Origin of the sequence: Lacihabitans sp. CCS-44 (assembly GCF_024343735.1) — a bacterium.
GTDB lineage: Bacteria > Bacteroidota > Bacteroidia > Cytophagales > Spirosomataceae > Leadbetterella.
The window spans coordinates 129,519-146,701 of sequence record NZ_RJUE01000060.1; the positions used below are offsets into that span (position 1 = coordinate 129,519).

The window sequence follows — 17,183 nt, forward strand, 5'->3', positions numbered from 1 at the left end:
CTCCCATTGCTGAGAGCTGCTCTTTTTATAACAATCTAAACGAAATCTCTTAGTTTCCTTTTTCTTTCTTGATAACACCTTCAGCGATGTTAGTAGGAACGAAATCGTAGTGAGAGAAGGTTAGGTTAGCTGTAGCACGACCTGAAGACATAGTTCTAAGGTCAGTTACATATCCAAACATTTCTGACAAAGGCACGTCAGCCTTGATCACTTGCGATCCTTGCTTAGTATCCATACCTTTCATCATACCTCTACGACGGTTCAAGTCTCCTGTGATTGGTCCAGTGTACTCGTCAGGAGTCAATACCTCAAGAGCCATGATTGGCTCAAGCAATTTGGCACCTGCTTGTTTACCTGCCTCACGGAAGCCCATACGAGCAGCCAATTCGAATGACAATGAGTCTGAATCGACGTCGTGGAATGAACCGTGGTACAATCTTACTTTGAATGAGTCAACAGGGAAACCAGCCAAAGGACCATTTTTCATAGCCTCTCTAAATCCTTTCTCGATAGCAGGTATAAATTCACGAGGAATAACACCACCCACGATACCGTTTACAAACTGTAAACCAATTTTCTTCTCTTTTCCTTCTTCGTCGTCATCTCTTGGACCGAATTCGAACACGATATCAGCAAATTTACCTTTACCACCCGATTGTTTTTTGTAAACTTCACGGTGTTCAACAGTCTTGGTAAATGTTTCTTTGAATGCTACTTGTGGAGCACCTTGGTTTACTTCTACTTTAAACTCACGACGCATACGGTCGATGATGATTTCTAAGTGAAGCTCACCCATACCTCTCATGATAGTTTGACCAGTTTCTTCGTTGGTTTCAACTGTCAATGTTGGATCTTCTTCAATAAGCTTAGTGATAGCCTTAGAGAAGTTGTCTTGGTCAGCCGATTTCTTAGGCTCGATAGCATACCCGATAACTGGATCAGGGAATACCATTGACTCAAGAACGATTGGGTGTTTTTCGTCAGAAAGTGTATCTCCTGTTTTGATATCCTTAAATCCTACTACCGCAGCAATATCACCAGCTTCAAGAGCGTCGATTTGATTTTGCTTGTTGGCGTGCATTTGGAATATACGAGAAATACGCTCTTTGTTGCCAGAACGGTTGTTCAATATATATGAACCTGATGGCAATGTGCCTGAGTAAGATCTTACAAAACACAAACGACCTACAAATGGGTCAGTTGCGATTTTAAACGCCAAACCTGCAAATGGTTCTTTCGCATCCGGTTGACGGATAATTTCAGCACCAGTGTCAGGGTTAGTACCTTTGATACCATCTCTGTCTAATGGCGACGGCAACAAGGCCATTACCAAGTCAAGCATAGTTTGTACACCTTTGTTTTTGAACGACGAACCACACAACATAGGCACGATTTTCATGTCAATAACAGCAGCACGCAAAGCGGCCAATATTTCGTCTTCAGTGATAGAGTTTGGATCTTCGAAGAATTTCTCCATCAAGGTCTCATCATAGTCAGCAACTGCTTCCAATAGATTCTCTCTCCACTCAGCTACTTCATCCAACATATCTTCAGGAATTGGCACCTCTTGGAACGTCATACCTTTATCGTGCTCGTTCCAAACCATTCCACGGTTGTTGATCAAGTCAACCACACCTTTGAAGTTTTCTTCGCCGCCGATAGGCAACTGAAGCGGAACTGCATTAGAGCCCAACATTTCTTTTACTTGCTTACACACGTTTAAGAAGTCAGCACCAGAACGGTCCATTTTGTTTACGAAGCCCAAACGAGCTACGTTATAGTTGTTGGCCAAACGCCAGTTTGTCTCAGACTGTGGCTCTACGCCGTCCACCGCACTAAACAAAAACACCAAACCATCCAATACTCTAAGTGAGCGGTTTACTTCTACAGTAAAATCCACGTGTCCTGGAGTATCTATAATGTTGATATGGTAGTCGTTGTCTCTGTATTTCCAACCCACTGTAGTAGCCGCAGAAGTGATAGTGATACCTCTTTCTTGCTCTTGCTCCATCCAGTCCATAGTAGCACCACCGTCGTGTACTTCACCTATCTTATGGTTAACACCAGCGTAGTAAAGAATACGCTCAGTAGTGGTGGTTTTACCGGCGTCAATGTGGGCGGCAATACCAATGTTTCTTGTAAATTTTAAATCGCGAGCCATTATTTGTAATTTGTTTACGGATAATTTTATCCAGATTACTATCGAAAATTTTTGATTTCAGTTTCGGGCTGCAAAATTAGAAAAAAAATACAGAAGATAAAACAAAAGCAGAGTAATAGTTTGACAAAAGCCAAAAATATGCTAAGAATCTCATTTTTAGGCAGAAAAAGGCGTCAAAAGCCCAGAAAAATTAATCTAAGCTTAACCGTTACGTAAGATTTTGCGATAAATTTTCGTTTATAAATAAACATTTCATAGCTTTGATTAACGAACAACGAATAAATACGATGGAAGAAGAAGAAAATCAAATCAATATAGAATTGTCTGAAGAAATGGCCGAAGGCGTATATGCTAACTTGGCCATGATAGCCCACTCAAACTCCGAGTTTGTGGTGGATTTTATCAGACTGATGCCAGGTGTGCCAAAAGCCAAAGTAAAATCAAGAGTGATTTTAACGCCCGAACATGCTCAAAGATTGCTACTGGCACTGCAAGACAATATCAGAAAATACGAGGCCAATTTTGGCGAAATCAGACAATCCAATGACCCCGTACCGTTCCCGATGAACTTTGGCGGACAGATGGGGGAGGCGTAGGTTGCGGTTTTTTTTATTGAGATTTTGAAGAAAGGGCTTTTTTTGAAGGCTCTTTTTTTTGGAGCGAATTCATCTTTTTAAAATTATGATTTCTTGGCCGATATTTCAAGGATAATAAATTAAATACTTCTCAAAATCAGCAACAAATCGTTATCCAAAATAATTACTTTTTATATCGAAAAAACAAAACATATTGAATACAATTAAACCGCATTATCTTTCATTATGTACTTTAAAATTACTCTTAAATTTTAATGAGACGGAGTTAGCAATTGGAACAGGCTTTATTTATTCACACAAGGAAAAATTATATTTAATTACAAATTGGCATAATGTTACAGGTAGAAATCCCAGTACTCACAAACGTTTGACAGAAAAACACGGCGGATTCCCAAATAAGATACTTTTTAAACTAAGGTCAAGAAAAAATGGGGCTGATTTTTACTCTTCTGAAATGGACCTTTATGTCGATGAGGAACATACAATACCAAATTGGCTGATTCACCCAATCCATAAAGAAAAAGCTGATGTAGTAGCAATTGAAATTTCTTTTGAAGAAGCGGATGATGTTTTAATTCAAAGCTTAAATCAATTTGTTGACTTTCAATATAATTTGAAAGCAAATATTGCTGATGATGTATTTGTAATTGGTTATCCCCGAGGTCTTGATTCAGAATTTATTTTGCCAATTTGGAAAAGAGGCAGTATTGCCAGTGAACCAGATGTCAATATTGATGAATTACCTAAAATATTAATTGATACTATTACCAGAGAAGGAATGTCGGGTTCTCCTGTTATTTTTAGGCAACATTCACCAATAAAAACTGTTGGAGTGCTTGGGTCAATATATGGTTTTCAAGGAATATATTCAGGAAGAATTGGGGATATTGATAGTATTCAATTAGGTTATGTTTGGAAGAAAGAAGTCATTGAAGAAATTATTGATGGAGCTACAAAAGCTTCCAATGAATTTCAAAGGTGGAGTTGATAAAGATTTTAACTGGATCTACGATGGTTCTACCACCGTTGGGGTGAAAGGCAAATTTTACTTGCTAAGACTGTAACCCATTTCAATAGAAATTGCAGCTTTTTCAGGTCTGACCTAGCGGTCTGACCGTTTTTGCGTTGTTGGCTTTGTGGAGACAATTGTTGTTGAAATTACAACATTTTCAGGTCTGACCTATCGGCCGACCATTGTTGCGTTTATTGTTTTGTGGTGACAATTGTTGTTGAAGCTTTTGCCTTTTCAAGTCTGACCTAGCGGTCTGACCATTTTATGTTGATTGCTTTGTAGTGAAAATTATGATAGAAATTCCAACATTTTGGTGTCGAAATTCTCTGTTTGACCGTATTTTTGAATAAAAAACGTAAATACTGATGGAGAAGCACTTTATTAATCCGCCCGAATTACCCAATTGGAAAAATGCTTTCTCACAGGTTGTAGTGGTTAAAAGCGACTCTATTCAAACCATTTATCTTTCAGGTCAAGTATCTGCAAATCAAAACAACGAGCTTATTGGAGAAAATGACTTACAAACTCAAGCAACACAAGCTTTTCTTAATCTTCAAGCTGCCTTGGGTTCGGCAGGTGCAACAACCTCAGATGTTGTCAAAATAAATATTTTTGTAAAAGATTACAATCCATCGAAGGCGACCATTGTGGGTGATGCATTCAGAAAAGCATTTCCGCACGAAAAACTCCCTGCCAGTACTTGGCTCGGTGTGCAAGCCTTAGCATTAGAGGGTTTGTTGATTGAGATTGACGCCATTGCGGTTATTGCAGCATGATTTTATAAATTTGAGATACTTTGGATAATTAAAAATATGAAAAACACCACAAATCAAAGCCTTTGGAATCAGTTTGGAGCAAGTATATACATGCTTAAAAATGCTATTTCTGCCTGCCCAGATGAACATTGGAATACCAACACAAGGTTTTGGTACAATGCTTTTCATTGTTTGTTTTTTCTGGATTATTACTTGTGCATGCAGCCTGCTAGTTTTTCGCCTCAAGCCCCTTTTACGGAGTCAGAGTTTGAAGATAGAATGCCTGAAAGGGTTTATACCAAACAAGAATTGCTCGATTATCTGCAAGCTAGCCGTGATAAATGTAAAGAATTAATTTTGAATTTAGACTCCGAAAAATTAGAAGCTCGGTGGATAAACTCATCAGGCTCTATGGATTACTCGGTTTTTGAGATTCTGCTTTATAATCTGCGTCATGTGCAGCACCACGCCGCTCAGCTAAACTTACTTCTCCGACAAACTACCGATGATGCTCCAGAATGGGTTTTTAGGGCAGAAAATTAATATTTCCCATCTGCCCCAGCTCCGCCGCCTTCGCCACCACCAAATTTTAGGGTGTCATCAGACGTTTTCGTTTGGAATGCTTGTGCAACCAGAATCGACTCCAGTTTTTGTAATTTTCCTTGTTCTTCGGCTACCGAACTTAGGTTGAATTTCGGGCTTTTGAAATATTTTATGCAAAATACTGAGACTCCTATCAATATTGCTCCACCAAGTGTTAGAGCCCATTCAGTTGGCATAACCGAATAGTAACTTCGATAAGTGAATACAGAAAAACCAAGACCTAAAAGTCCCAAAATGATGGCATTACGTTGTTTTTTTCTTGCTCCAAAATAAAGATAAATAAATGGCACAAGAAAAGTGAATATCCAGAAAATAAGTGAGAAAGGTATTTCAACCGATGGCGACTGATTGTTTAACAAGGCATTGGCTTCTCTCACCACAAAATAGTTGCCGCTCAAATAGAACACTGCCAGAGCCATTGTTTCTATAACGAATTGTACATCAGCATAATAAATAGACTTTTTCAAGGATTTTGAAACAAAATAGACCGTTGCAGATAAGGCCATCATAATAAATGGCAGCAAAGTTTTGCCCCAAGAAAAGGTATTTGAAAATAGAAATACAAAGATGAAGAAACTAAAAAATACGCCAACTGACACCAAAGGGTCTGCGTAGCGAATCAATGCTGGAATCAGAATCACTAACAATAGAAGGGGATACAAATAATCGATCAAATCGAAATTGAAAAAGGAAAGAATACCCGTAAACAAAAAGCCTATGGCAGAATATAAAAGGGCGTTGTCAATGCCCGAACGATAGAGTTTGTTGCGTTTAATAAAATGCTCTAAAACCACCACGGAAAGTACAGAAAATATTACCAAAAACACACCCATGGTAATATTATTAGACCCCACACCGAGCAATGCCAAAAATATACCTGACGAAAAGGAAATTGCGATGCCTGTAAAAAGAAAAAGACCAATTTTGATAAACCAATTGGGGTCATAAAAATCTTCTGAAAGTTCTGATTGGCAGCTTTCTAATTCCGTTTGGCCAAGTAAGTTTTTCTTAAACCAATCCTCAATTAGTCGTTTTGCGGCTACGTTTTCTACCCAAGTTTCGTTGTAGGCTTTCATACATTTTTTGATTTAGAAATTCCCAAAATAGATTTTACATTGAACAAAAAGTAAACCACCGCACCACAAGAAATCATAAAATAGAAAAAGGAAGAAAACAAGTATTCGTCAAAATTGAAATTAGAGAAAACAAAATAAGTAAAACCAATATAGCCATATATAACTCCCATCAGAAGCAACAAATAAGACTTGGTTTGTCGGGCATGAAATATCGCAACGCCACTCATAGTCAATAACAAAAGTAGATGCAGAAACTTGAATTCAAAACTGAAAAGTGCTGTGAGTGTAGAAATGAAAGCCACATTGGCACCAAAAAAATAATAAGTAAACGCAAAATGCTTTTTCTTGTCTTTCCATTCTGAAAGCCAACCTACTAAAACCAATAAAACTCCAAATGCAATGCCTGCATAAACGATTTCTGTGTTTATGACATCGAAGGTATCAAGTATATTTTTGGGTGCTATGCTTAATCCCAACCATGAACCCGTTGCCGTGATAGCCATAGATAATATGCCTCGGTGATCAAAAAAATAAGCACCTACAAAGAACAATACGGCTGGAATAGATGTAACCAAGCCATATCGCTCACCAAAGACATTGTATTGGTATTGCAGATAACCTTCTAAAACTAAAAAAAGCACACAAGCTCCTAACAATGAAAATTCCGTCAGAAAGGATACATTTTTGGCTTCTTCCCAAGTAAAAGACACTCGGTGTTTGTAAGAATACCAAAAACAAGCTAAACACAAAATAGCTGTGAGACCAATCAGAACTGAATGACCGATGGTGTCAATATTTTGGTATATTAATATCCCCAAACCTCCACTTAAACACGAAATGCCCAGATACAATAAACTCCGAAGCTCCCAAAAAATGGAGACAGGTTTTTGGTTTTCATATTCTAAAATTTGGGCAGCTTTCTCGCTCGAAATAATGTTTTTTTCAAGAAATCTGTCTAGGAGGGCATTCATGGTTTAACTTTATAATGGTTGCAACGAATTTACAACAAAAATTATAGGTTAAGCCAGGTTTTTGAAAATTCGTGTTTGGAGAACAATTTGAAGTAAAAAAATAAAGACATAAAAAATGGCCTTTCGGCCATTTACTTATAATTCTTTAATTCTGATTTTTCTGAACGAAACCATATCGCCGTGGTCTTGGAGTGAGATTTTTCCTTGGGCATGTGCTTGGGCATAAGGCCATTTTGCAAATTTACTTCCAGCCACATCATCCGCCCATTTTACACTTCCATACTCATAAGAGGCAGTTTTTGTACCGTTTACAAAATGCTCAATCACATTGTTTTTGATAACAATTTTGCCTTTGTTCCATTCGCCAGCAGGTTTTACGGCTTTCAGGTCCAGCGGAGCCTGTATGTCGTAGTTGGCACCAGTTTTTTGGTCGTCATTGATTTTGTCAGGGTAATTTACATCGTCAATAATCTGAAATTCTGGTCCAGAAGCATATGGAGCAAAAAGCTCTTTGTTGTTTACGTCTTCTGTCACTTTATAAATAACACCGCTGTTGCCTTTGGGAGCACACTTAAACTCAAACTCTAGGATATAATCGCCATATTCTTTGTCGCTTACCAAATCGCCGTTGCCGCCGTGTGTCATCAATACACCGTTCATTACGTGCCAACCTTTCACCCCAGTTTCTTTCCAAGTGTGCCAGCCGTTGGTGGTTTTTCCGTCGAACAGATTAACCCATTTTTTCTTTTGGGCAGAAACCGATACAGTTAACAAAATCAATCCTAATACAAATATTCTTTTCATTTTTAAGGTTTGTTTTTTTTATAAATATAAGTGTTTTTTAGAAAACTCAACAGAAAAACGGACTAACGATTTATTTCAGAATTCGTACTTTAAAGCCAGGGCAGGCTCATTCTTGTATTTATCAATCGCTTTTTTTGAAATCCAAACCGTAGTTTTATCGCCTTTGGTTTCCCATTTTAGAGTTTCGGTTTCACCAACTATCGTAATTTTCGTGCCTTTTTTAGGTGAATTTCCCTGCCAAGTAATCGTTTCTTTTAAATAATCCTCTGAAGTGATTTTTTGAATTGCAAAAGCATATTTGTCTTTACTTTTTGTAAAAAAAACGTCTCCAGATTGAAAATTCTCGAGACTTCTTGTACTGTAAATAGCCTCTCCAAACTTATTCATCCAAACGCCTATTTCATTCAATCTACTTATTTGTTCGGGCAAAAATTCTCCCTCAGCGGTTGGTCCAACGCCAAGTAATAAATTTCCACCTTTGGCCACAATTTCTATCAGAGTATGAATTACTGTGGAAGCTGGCTTAAAGTTATCTTTAGGCACAAAACCCCAAGCTCCACCCAGAGTGATGCAACTCTCCCAAGGATTATCAGAACGTTCCTTGGGTATAGCTTGCTCTGGCGTGCGGTAGTTTTCGTATTCACCATGAACGGTCCTGTCCACTATCAATATACCATCTTGGTTTTTTCGAACCATATTGGCTACTTTGGGCATATTTATTTCTTGGTCAAAGTCAGGAATTGGAGCACCCCAAGCACGCACCTCCTCCGTTACGGTATTTCTTGGCCTTACCCAGCCGCCATCCAACCAAAGAATATCTATTTTGCCATAATCAGTTGTGAGTTCATTAAGTTGATTATGGGTATATTCTATAAATTTGTTCCAACGCCACGGATTTTTCCTAATGTCATAGTTCACATTTCTATTTGGGGTAGAATGCCTTTCCCACCAAAAATACTGCGAATGCCAGTCCGGTTTTGAATAGTATGCTCCAATCAAAAAGTCTTGTTTTCTAAACGCATCGAAAACGTATTTTGCTACGTCGGCTTTGGGATTCTCTTTAAATGGCCCATTCGAAATTTTAAAATCTGAAAACTTGGTATCAAACATGTTAAAGCCGTCATGGTGTTTGGTGGTAAATACCAGATACTTCATCCCGGCAGACTTAGCGGCAGTAGCCCAAGCGTCTGGATTGAATTTTACAGGATTGAATGATTTATCAAGACCCCAATACCACTTTTTGTACTCGGCATAATTGCTCGTGGAGTCACGGGTAATCCAATCTTCGTCGCACAAGCTCCACGACTCTATGATACCCGGAACAGCATAAAGACCCCAGTGAATGATGATACCAAATTTCTGGTCCCTCCAGTTTTCGAGATTTTCTACAACTTTCTTTTCTTTGGGATATTGATATTCGGTTGAAATTGGATGAATTGTAGATTGGGAAAAGGCTAAATGATAACAGAAATATAACGAACAGAAAATTAATGATGACTTACGCATAAATATAAAATTATTACATGACAAATTTAAGTCTATTTATTAAATGTATCATATTTATTAAAAAATATTATTAATATTAAATAAATTTATTATTAAATTTACGAAAATTACTTTTTAATCAAATTTTATTACTTTCTCTAAACGTATGAAAAAAAATCTATCCAGAGTAGTGTGGTCGCTTTTCATCGCCTTGGTTTCATTGCAGGTTTATGCCCAAGATGTAGCCATAAAAGGTAAGGTGACTGATGACACAGGAAGTCCGATCTACGGTGTGAACGTTGCTGTAAAAGGCACAACTAAAGGAACAATTACAGACAGCAACGGAGACTACAGCATTTCTGCTGCCAAAGGAAGCACCGTCACTTTTAGCTATATCGGTTTTGCTGCCACAAATGTGGTTATCGGCAATGCGTCAACAGTGAATGTTAGCCTAAAACCAGATGCAAGTATTTTAAATGAAGTGGTGGTAACTGCACTCGGTATTTCTAAAGAAGCCAGAAAAGTAGGTTATGCTGTAACAACAGTTAGCGGTGATCAAATGATCAAAGCCAGAGAAACTAACGTGGCCTATTCAATGGCAGGAAGAGTGGCTGGTTTGAACATCTCTGGTACTAACGGAGGCTCTGGTTCATCTGCAAGAATATTGCTTAGAGGTATGGCCAGTTTTGGAGCTAGCTCACCTTTGATCGTTCTTAACGGCGTGCCTATCGACAACACCCAAAGAGGTAGCTCGGGTGAGTGGGGCGGATCAGACAACGGCGACGGTATCTCAAACCTTAACCCTGACGACATCGAAAACATGTCAGTTTTGAAAGGAGCCTCAGCTTCGGCACTTTATGGTGCTCGTGCTGCCAACGGTGTAATTTTGATAACTACCAAATCAGGTAAAAAAGGCAAAATGGCCATTGACTATAATCTAAACACTGTAGCTGAGCAAGCCATCAATTTCACAGATTATCAGTATGTATATGGTCAAGGCTTAAATGGAAAAAGACCTGACAACGTAACAAGTGCTCTTAACAGTGGTATGTTGAGCTGGGGTGAGAAATTGGATGGTGCTTCAACGATTCAATTCGATGGAAAAAATTATCCTTACACGGCAGTTAAAGATAACATCAAAAACTTCTACCGCACGGGAAGTTCTATAACCAACTCCATCTCACTTTCTAGCGGAACAGAAACTGGTAGCTTCAGACTTTCATTGGCCAACTTGAACAATAACTCTATCCTAAGAAATAGCGGTTTGACAAGAAGAACAGCCAACTTCACAGGAAATCAGAAATTCGGCAAAAAACTGACCATTGATTTGATGGCCAATTTTGTGGATGACTTCAACAACAACAAGCCACAGCTGAGCGATGGCCCTATGAACGCCAACAATATAAACTTCTTGGCAACAAACGTAAGCGAGTCGGCCTTACAACCGGGTTACAATGCAGCCCTTCCATTTGGAAACGAGATTCAGTATAACGACGACATCTATGTAACCAACCCATGGTTTGTGGTGAATCAATATGAAAATGACGTCAAAAGAAAAAGAATGATTTCGGCCATCCAAGGTAAATACGATATCACAAAAAATATTTATGGCTTAGTGAGATTGGGATATGATTTTATCAACGATGGATTGTTCAAAATTACTCCTACAGGCACAGCTTATTCAGGCGGTAATGCAGGTGGATTAGACGATTTGGCCAAATCAACCACTGTAGAGATGAACGCTGATGCGATATTGGGCGGAACATTCAAAATTAATGACGATTTCGGTATTGACGCTTTGGCTGGAGGAACTATCCGTAAAAACGAATACGACAGAGTGAAAATAGGTGGTGGTCCTTTCGTGATTCCATTCTTCTACAGCCCTTTCAACGTTTTGAACTTCAACAGAGACTATTCATACGCTAAGAAACAAGCAAACTCGGGCTATTACTCGTTAGATTTCAACTACAAAAATATGTTGATTCTCTCGACTACGGGTCGTTATGATGCCTTCTCTACATTGCCTACAAACAACCAAGGAATCTTTACGCCATCTTTCTCATTGAGCTATGACTTCACAGAAGCTTTGAAAATGGATAAATTGACTTATGGAAAATTCAGAGCGTCTTATGCAGTGGTGAGCGGTGAGCCGCTAGATCCTTATAAAACCTCTCAATACTATAGTGTTGGATCGGCTATTCAAGGAACTACAACAGGGTCATTTGGCAATGGACTACCAAACTTATTCTTAAAGCCATTTACGCTTACAGAATTTGAAGTAGGTACAGAGCTTAAGTTTTACAAAAACAGATTGGGTATTGACTTGGCGTATTTCAACAGAAAAACCAACAATGAAATCATAAATGGCTCATTGTCAGAAGCAACCGGTTATTCGTCTCAATTGATTGGAACCGGTTCAACCCAAAACTCAGGTCTTGAAATGTTGTTGACAGGTGTTTTGGTTGAAAATAAAGACTTGAAATGGACGAGTTCATTGAACTTCACCAATATCAAAAACAAAATACTTGAAATCAATGGTACTGGTACCGAAAACCAACAATTAGGCATGGGTACTTATCGTCCTTTGAACGCCAACATAGCAATTATCAAAGGAATGCCTGGCCCACAAGTAATGGCTAACGATTACACTTACCTAAATGGTAAAATTGTAGTTGATGCTTCAGGGATACCAGTACAAAACGGTACTAGAACTCCAATGGGTTCTGTATTGCCTAAAGTATACGGTGGTTTGAACAACGAAGTGAGTTACAAAAACTTCAACTTGTCGTTCTTGATTGACTACAGATTTGGAAACAAAATATTGTCAGCTACCAACTACTATACTACTTTCAGAGGTTTGAACCAAATCACTTTGGAAGGACGTGAAACTGGTGTGAAAGTAGACGGTGTAACTGCTGACGGTGCGGCAAATACTGTAACGGTGGCTGCTCAAACTTACTACCAAAACTTGGCAAGAAGAATTTCAGCGTTGAACGTATTAGACGGAGATTTTATCAAGCTAAGACAAGTGACTTTAGGATACTCTATCAAACCTAGCGTATTCGGTCGTCTTCCTATCAAATCAGCCGAAATATCTATTGTTGGACGTAACCTATTGACTTTGTTCAAAAAATCTGACAACATAGATCCTGAAGCTGGATTCTCGTCTCTAATAAACTATGCTGGTATAGAAGGTAACAGTTTGCCATCTACTAGAACTTATGGTTTAAACCTAAATGTTAAATTCTAAATCGTAAAAGAAAGATGAAAAAATTCAAATATATATTCTTATTGATTTCTGCCTTTACACTTTCGTGTACGGACAATTTTGAGGAAATCAACACTGACCCGAACAATACGAGTGCGGCGGTTTTTAACCCAAATTATCTTTTGGCACAGTCGCAGTATGATTATAGCAACACCGGTTACTCACAATTGCTTTTCCAAAGTATGTGGTCACAAGTATTGGCATCTACGTTTTCATACTATGGAAACGGCGACAAATATGTAGCTTCTGGAAGCTTTGATGCATACAAAGGCCGTGTTTTTGAGGAAACCTACCGTGCGGCTACTAAGGTTTATGAAATGCAAAATCTTACCAAAGACAAGCCTGAACTTTCTAACCTTTACAATGTAGGTACCATCATGAAAGTGTTGTGTATTGCAAGAATCACAGATACTTACGGTGATGTGCCTTACACAGAGGCTCTTAAAGCTAAAGAAGGCATAACCCTTCCAAAGTATGACGATCAGTCAACTATTTACCCAGGCTTGTTGGCTGAGCTCGAAAAAGCAGTTGCGGCGTTGAGTACATCAAAAGCTGGCCCTACCAACGACCTAATGTTTAAGGGAGATGTAAACAAGTGGAAAAAATTTGGTAACTCTTTGATGTTGAGACTTGCCATGAGATTGGTAAAAGTGGATGCTGCTGCAGCCAAAACTTGGGCTGAAAAAGCCGTGGCAGGTGGTGTTTTTACAAGTGTTGATGATAACGCTAAAGTTCTTACGGATGCTAGCTCACAAAGCAACAATACAACCGGTGCATTGAGAGTTGGTGATGACTACAGAGAGGTAAGATGGAGCAAAACTTTCATGGATTACTTGAAAAACACTAAAGACCCAAGAATCAGTGCGATTGCAGAAATTTCACAACCAGGTCTTGCAAATAACTCAAACCAAGACTTAGCTGGTGATAACGCAGAGGCTATTCAAATTGGTCTTCCAAACGGTTATGATTTAAATGGCGGTGCTACTGACATTTCTAAGCATCCTCAATATCCTGATGCATCAGGTACAGGTACTGATGTAGCAAAAGTTGGTAAATATTCAAGACCAAGAACATCAGTATTTTTGAATAGAAGCGGTGTAAACTTTGTATTGACTTATGCTGAAACAGAATTACTTCTTGCTGAAGCAAAAGTGAGAGGTTTCTCAGTTGGAGCTGCTACTGCTGCTGACCACTATAAAAATGGTGTGAAGGCTGCTATTGCTTCTTTGGCTCAGTTTAACTCAGCTGCTGGCTCTGATGCTGCTATAGCTGATGCTTTGAGCAAATCTGATGCATTCTTAGCTGCCAATCCACTTTCTACAGCATCTGTAGAGGCGTCTTTGAAACAAATCAACGAGCAAATATGGGTTGCAACAGGTACTACTTTCAACTTCATTGAAAACTGGAACAACTGGAGAAGATCTGGTTATCCAACTTTGACTCCAGTGGTTTATCCAAATGGATTCTCAAATGGTCAGATTCCAAGAAGAGTACCTTACATTTTAAACGAAGCTTCTTACAATGAGGCAAACTATCGTGCAGCAGTTGCGAAACTTACTGGCGGAGATACGTTTACTGGAAGAGTTTGGTGGGATAAATAATCTTCATAGAATATATTTTTTAGAGACGGGGCTATTTTAGCTCCGTTTCTTTTTCTAGATACTGTACAATCATTTTGCTAAATTGTTAAGAAACTGTTTCATTGTTCCCAAAGCAGTTAGCTTGCCGAGAACTTATGAAAAATGAGATGCCCTCTAATTATTAGCATCTCAGCTTTCACAATTTAGGAAAATTGTGTTACACTTTAAAAACCAACTTCTTCCTATCCAAAAAATATAAAATCACTGACCAGAAAACCACATAACTGATGGCATAAGCCAAGGAGGAATTCATTGGATTTGCAAACATTGGAACCAATAATTTATCATAAAAATATTGAAGAAGTGCAACACCCTCTTCTCCGTTTGGAATTTCAATGACATTCAATGCCCGAGGAATAATACCAGAGCCATAAAAGACAATCATTGGATTTACACCCCACATGATCAAAAAGTTAGTCAAGAATTTTGGCTTCTCTGATTTAAAAAGAACCTGAATCAGAGCCAATACAACCATAGCACATCCACCAGCAAAAAACACATAAGAACTTGTCCAAAGGGCCTTATTTATTGGAAAACTTATATCCCAAATTTTAGCCAAAATCACCAATCCAATTCCCAAACCAAGTAACCATTTGAATGAATCTGACTCCTTACTTTGGAGCAATTTGCCAGCACAAATACCCAAAAGTGCCGTCACTATAGCAGGAATAGTACTCAAAATACCTTCTGGGTCCCAAGTCTTAGAGCTAGCCCAAAGGTGGCCGGATAGTAAATAATTATCGAGCCAAGCAGCCAAATTAGTCCCGATTTCATAATTCCCAGTTACTTGGCCAGGTATCGGAATCAAAGCCATAGCCGCCCAATAACCTAAAAGTAAGGCAGCCCCTGCTATCATTTGTTTCCTAAAATCAAAGCAAAGAAATATCAATGCCGCAAAGAAATATACGATTCCTATCCTTTGTAAAACTCCAGGAATTCTCACCGATGCGTAAGCCTCTATGCCACTAAAACACAGGCAAATCATCAAAACAAATAGACCTAAAGCTGAGTAAAATTTAACTTTGGGTTTAAAATTTCCCAATAAAATATATGCAACAAATACACTGATGACTAGCCTTATAAACACAAGAGCGGTTCCCTCTAAATCTCCAATTTCTATCTTTGAAAAGAAATTGAGAAACAATCCCAAGTTAAAAATCCTCAACGAGCGTGTAAATATTTTTAGAAAGTTATAACTATCAATACCTGAGTTTTCTTTGGTAGAAAACGGCATGGCGGTACCCATAATAAACACAAAAAAAGGAAAGACCATATCTGTCGGAGTAGCACCATGCCACTCGGCGTGCAGAAGTGGCGTGTACACATTTTCCCAATCGCCCGGATTGTTCACAATCGTCATGAGCATCATGGTGAGGCCCCTAAAAATATCTATTGAAGTGACTCTTTGTTTTTCCAAAATTCCGTTGCTAAATTGTTAACTAATAAACCAAAGTTAAAAAAAATATTCGCTCATCCATGAAAAGCCTAATTAGATTCTCTTTTCTTGCATTTATTTCCTTGTCTTGTATTACTCAAAAATCCAAAACTTCGCCTGTTCAAAAATGGCTGAATGCATCAGAATTAGAGAACAATGGTTTTGTCGGAATCAAAATTTTTGACCCAAAAACACAAGAAGTAATTTTTGCAAAAAACGAAAAACACTATTTTGTGCCAGCTTCAAATACCAAGATTCTCAGCCTTTACGCATCCCTAAAAAATATAGGAGATAGTATTCCAGCCTTAAAATATGCCCTAAAAAATGACAGCCTGTTTGTATCTGGGACCGCAGACCCTACCCTTCTACATCCGGACTTACCTTCTAGCAAAACCTTCGATTTCCTCAAAAACTCACCTGCCAAAACAATCGTATTTTCTGATGCAAACTTCAAAAATGAAGTGTATGGCCCGGGCTGGGCTTGGGATGACTACAACGATTACTACCAAGCAGAACTTAGTTCGTTTCCGATTTATGGCAATATCGTAAGGTTCAAAAAAACGAATAATGAGCTTTCCATTAGTCCTTCAATATTCTCAGACTCCTTGTTTTTTAGCCAAAATTCTTTTTCAGAAATAAAAAGAAACATCGACGGAAACACTTTTTATACCACACCTAAAACCACACAGAAGTCTAATTTTGAACAAGATATACCTTTTAAAACCTCCTTTTCGCTCTTGCAAAAACTGCTTTCAGATACACTTAAAAAGGAGGTAACACAAAAGTCTTTCATGCCCAACAAAGACTTCAAAACCCTTTACTCATTACCAGTGGACACTGTATTAAGAAGAATGATGCAAATCTCTGACAATATGCTCGCAGAGCAACTTTTACTCCTGTCTGGAGGAAAATATAGCGACACTATTTCAACTTCTTTAACCATCAAAAACATACAGAAAGACTTACTGGCCGACATTCCTCAGAGATTCAACTGGGCAGACGGCTCTGGTTTGTCTAGATACAACTTAGTCACGCCTGAGGGTCTAGTTTTTCTTCTTGACCGCATGCTTAAAGAGTTTCCTAAAAATCGATTATTCTCGTTGATGTCTATTGGTGGACAGGTTGGTACACTCAAAAACGCCTACAAATCTGGTGTCCCTTTTGTTTTTGCCAAAACCGGAAGTTTAAGTGGCGTTTATAATCAAAGTGGCTATCTAATTACGAAGTCTGGACGTATATTAATCTTCAGTTTTATGAACAATAACTTTGTTGGTTCAGGTACTAAAGTCAGAATTAAAACGTCAGAAATAGTTACTTTTTTACATGAAAATTATTAATGAAAGAAGGATACTTTTTTTCGAAACAAATATTCATTTC

General features: G+C 38.3%; 13 protein-coding genes. 7 read left to right on the top strand and 6 right to left on the bottom strand.

Features of this window, described 5'->3' with window-relative positions:
• Window positions 1-49: 49 nt before the first annotated feature.
• Window positions 50-2,161 (bottom strand): elongation factor G, encoded by a 2,112-nt coding sequence (fusA, locus tag EGI26_RS14935; RefSeq protein WP_255079593.1) that lies wholly within the window; start codon window positions 2,159-2,161, stop codon window positions 50-52.
• Between the two features lie 287 nt (window positions 2,162-2,448).
• Here fusA and EGI26_RS14940 point away from each other — a divergent pair, with 287 nt between their 5' ends.
• The 4 genes from EGI26_RS14940 to EGI26_RS14955 all read left to right on the top strand — a co-directional run bounded on the left by EGI26_RS14940 (window position 2,449) and on the right by EGI26_RS14955 (window position 5,067).
• Window positions 2,449-2,757: a DUF3467 domain-containing protein gene (locus EGI26_RS14940; protein WP_255037397.1), complete on the top strand. Its 309-nt coding sequence runs from the start codon at window positions 2,449-2,451 to the stop codon at window positions 2,755-2,757.
• 193 nt (window positions 2,758-2,950) lie between these two features.
• Window positions 2,951-3,745, top strand: a complete 795-nt coding sequence (locus EGI26_RS14945; protein WP_255079595.1) for a serine protease — start codon at window positions 2,951-2,953, stop codon at window positions 3,743-3,745.
• A gap of 389 nt (window positions 3,746-4,134) precedes the next feature.
• Window positions 4,135-4,545: a RidA family protein gene (locus tag EGI26_RS14950; RefSeq protein WP_255079597.1), complete on the top strand. Its 411-nt coding sequence runs from the start codon at window positions 4,135-4,137 to the stop codon at window positions 4,543-4,545.
• A gap of 36 nt (window positions 4,546-4,581) precedes the next feature.
• Complete coding sequence (locus tag EGI26_RS14955; RefSeq protein ID WP_255079598.1) at window positions 4,582-5,067, top strand: DinB family protein; 486 nt, start codon at window positions 4,582-4,584, stop codon at window positions 5,065-5,067.
• On the opposite strand, the gene EGI26_RS14960 is transcribed toward EGI26_RS14955, so the two are convergent.
• The 4 genes from EGI26_RS14960 to EGI26_RS14975 all read right to left on the bottom strand — a co-directional run bounded on the left by EGI26_RS14960 (window position 5,064) and on the right by EGI26_RS14975 (window position 9,484).
• Entirely contained in the window at window positions 5,064-6,203 is a 1,140-nt protein-coding gene (locus EGI26_RS14960; protein WP_255079599.1) for a hypothetical protein, read from the bottom strand. The genes EGI26_RS14955 and EGI26_RS14960 overlap by 4 nt on opposite strands.
• Complete coding sequence (locus EGI26_RS14965) at window positions 6,200-7,174, bottom strand: DUF2157 domain-containing protein (RefSeq protein ID WP_255079601.1); 975 nt, start codon at window positions 7,172-7,174, stop codon at window positions 6,200-6,202. The genes EGI26_RS14960 and EGI26_RS14965 overlap by 4 nt, the downstream gene beginning before the upstream one ends.
• Window positions 7,175-7,309: 135 nt before the next feature.
• Window positions 7,310-7,978: a DUF1080 domain-containing protein gene (locus tag EGI26_RS14970; protein ID WP_255079602.1), complete on the bottom strand. Its 669-nt coding sequence runs from the start codon at window positions 7,976-7,978 to the stop codon at window positions 7,310-7,312.
• Between the two features lie 75 nt (window positions 7,979-8,053).
• Window positions 8,054-9,484: an alpha-L-fucosidase gene (locus tag EGI26_RS14975; protein WP_255079603.1), complete on the bottom strand. Its 1,431-nt coding sequence runs from the start codon at window positions 9,482-9,484 to the stop codon at window positions 8,054-8,056.
• Window positions 9,485-9,629: 145 nt separating this feature from the next.
• Here EGI26_RS14975 and EGI26_RS14980 point away from each other — a divergent pair, with 145 nt between their 5' ends.
• Both EGI26_RS14980 and EGI26_RS14985 read left to right on the top strand, forming a co-directional pair.
• The gene (locus EGI26_RS14980; protein ID WP_255079611.1) at window positions 9,630-12,713 is read left to right on the top strand and encodes a SusC/RagA family TonB-linked outer membrane protein; all 3,084 of its coding nucleotides are present in this window, start codon (window positions 9,630-9,632) and stop codon (window positions 12,711-12,713) included.
• Window positions 12,714-12,727: 14 nt separating this feature from the next.
• Complete coding sequence (locus EGI26_RS14985; RefSeq protein ID WP_255079613.1) at window positions 12,728-14,332, top strand: SusD/RagB family nutrient-binding outer membrane lipoprotein; 1,605 nt, start codon at window positions 12,728-12,730, stop codon at window positions 14,330-14,332.
• Between the two features lie 196 nt (window positions 14,333-14,528).
• On the opposite strand, the gene EGI26_RS14990 is transcribed toward EGI26_RS14985, so the two are convergent.
• Window positions 14,529-15,788 carry an acyltransferase family protein gene (locus EGI26_RS14990; RefSeq protein WP_255079614.1) on the bottom strand — a complete coding sequence of 420 codons (1,260 nt, stop codon included), beginning with the start codon at window positions 15,786-15,788 and terminating at the stop codon, window positions 14,529-14,531.
• 59 nt (window positions 15,789-15,847) lie between these two features.
• Between EGI26_RS14990 and EGI26_RS14995 the strand changes: the two genes are divergently transcribed.
• The gene (locus tag EGI26_RS14995) at window positions 15,848-17,143 is read left to right on the top strand and encodes a D-alanyl-D-alanine carboxypeptidase/D-alanyl-D-alanine-endopeptidase (RefSeq protein WP_255079615.1); all 1,296 of its coding nucleotides are present in this window, start codon (window positions 15,848-15,850) and stop codon (window positions 17,141-17,143) included.
• Window positions 17,144-17,183: the final 40 nt, after the last annotated feature.

Coding starts and splice junctions, on each gene's coding strand:
- EGI26_RS14995 (WP_255079615.1), top strand. CDS start 15,848: ATGAAAAGCCTAATTAGATTCTCTTTTCTTGCATTTATTTCCTTGTCT.
- EGI26_RS14970 (WP_255079602.1), bottom strand. CDS start 7,978: ATGAAAAGAATATTTGTATTAGGATTGATTTTGTTAACTGTATCGGTT.
- EGI26_RS14950 (WP_255079597.1), top strand. CDS start 4,135: ATGGAGAAGCACTTTATTAATCCGCCCGAATTACCCAATTGGAAAAAT.
- EGI26_RS14985 (WP_255079613.1), top strand. CDS start 12,728: ATGAAAAAATTCAAATATATATTCTTATTGATTTCTGCCTTTACACTT.
- EGI26_RS14960 (WP_255079599.1), bottom strand. CDS start 6,203: ATGAAAGCCTACAACGAAACTTGGGTAGAAAACGTAGCCGCAAAACGA.
- EGI26_RS14980 (WP_255079611.1), top strand. CDS start 9,630: ATGAAAAAAAATCTATCCAGAGTAGTGTGGTCGCTTTTCATCGCCTTG.
- EGI26_RS14955 (WP_255079598.1), top strand. CDS start 4,582: ATGAAAAACACCACAAATCAAAGCCTTTGGAATCAGTTTGGAGCAAGT.
- EGI26_RS14940 (WP_255037397.1), top strand. CDS start 2,449: ATGGAAGAAGAAGAAAATCAAATCAATATAGAATTGTCTGAAGAAATG.
- EGI26_RS14975 (WP_255079603.1), bottom strand. CDS start 9,484: ATGCGTAAGTCATCATTAATTTTCTGTTCGTTATATTTCTGTTATCAT.
- EGI26_RS14965 (WP_255079601.1), bottom strand. CDS start 7,174: ATGAATGCCCTCCTAGACAGATTTCTTGAAAAAAACATTATTTCGAGC.
- fusA (WP_255079593.1), bottom strand. CDS start 2,161: ATGGCTCGCGATTTAAAATTTACAAGAAACATTGGTATTGCCGCCCAC.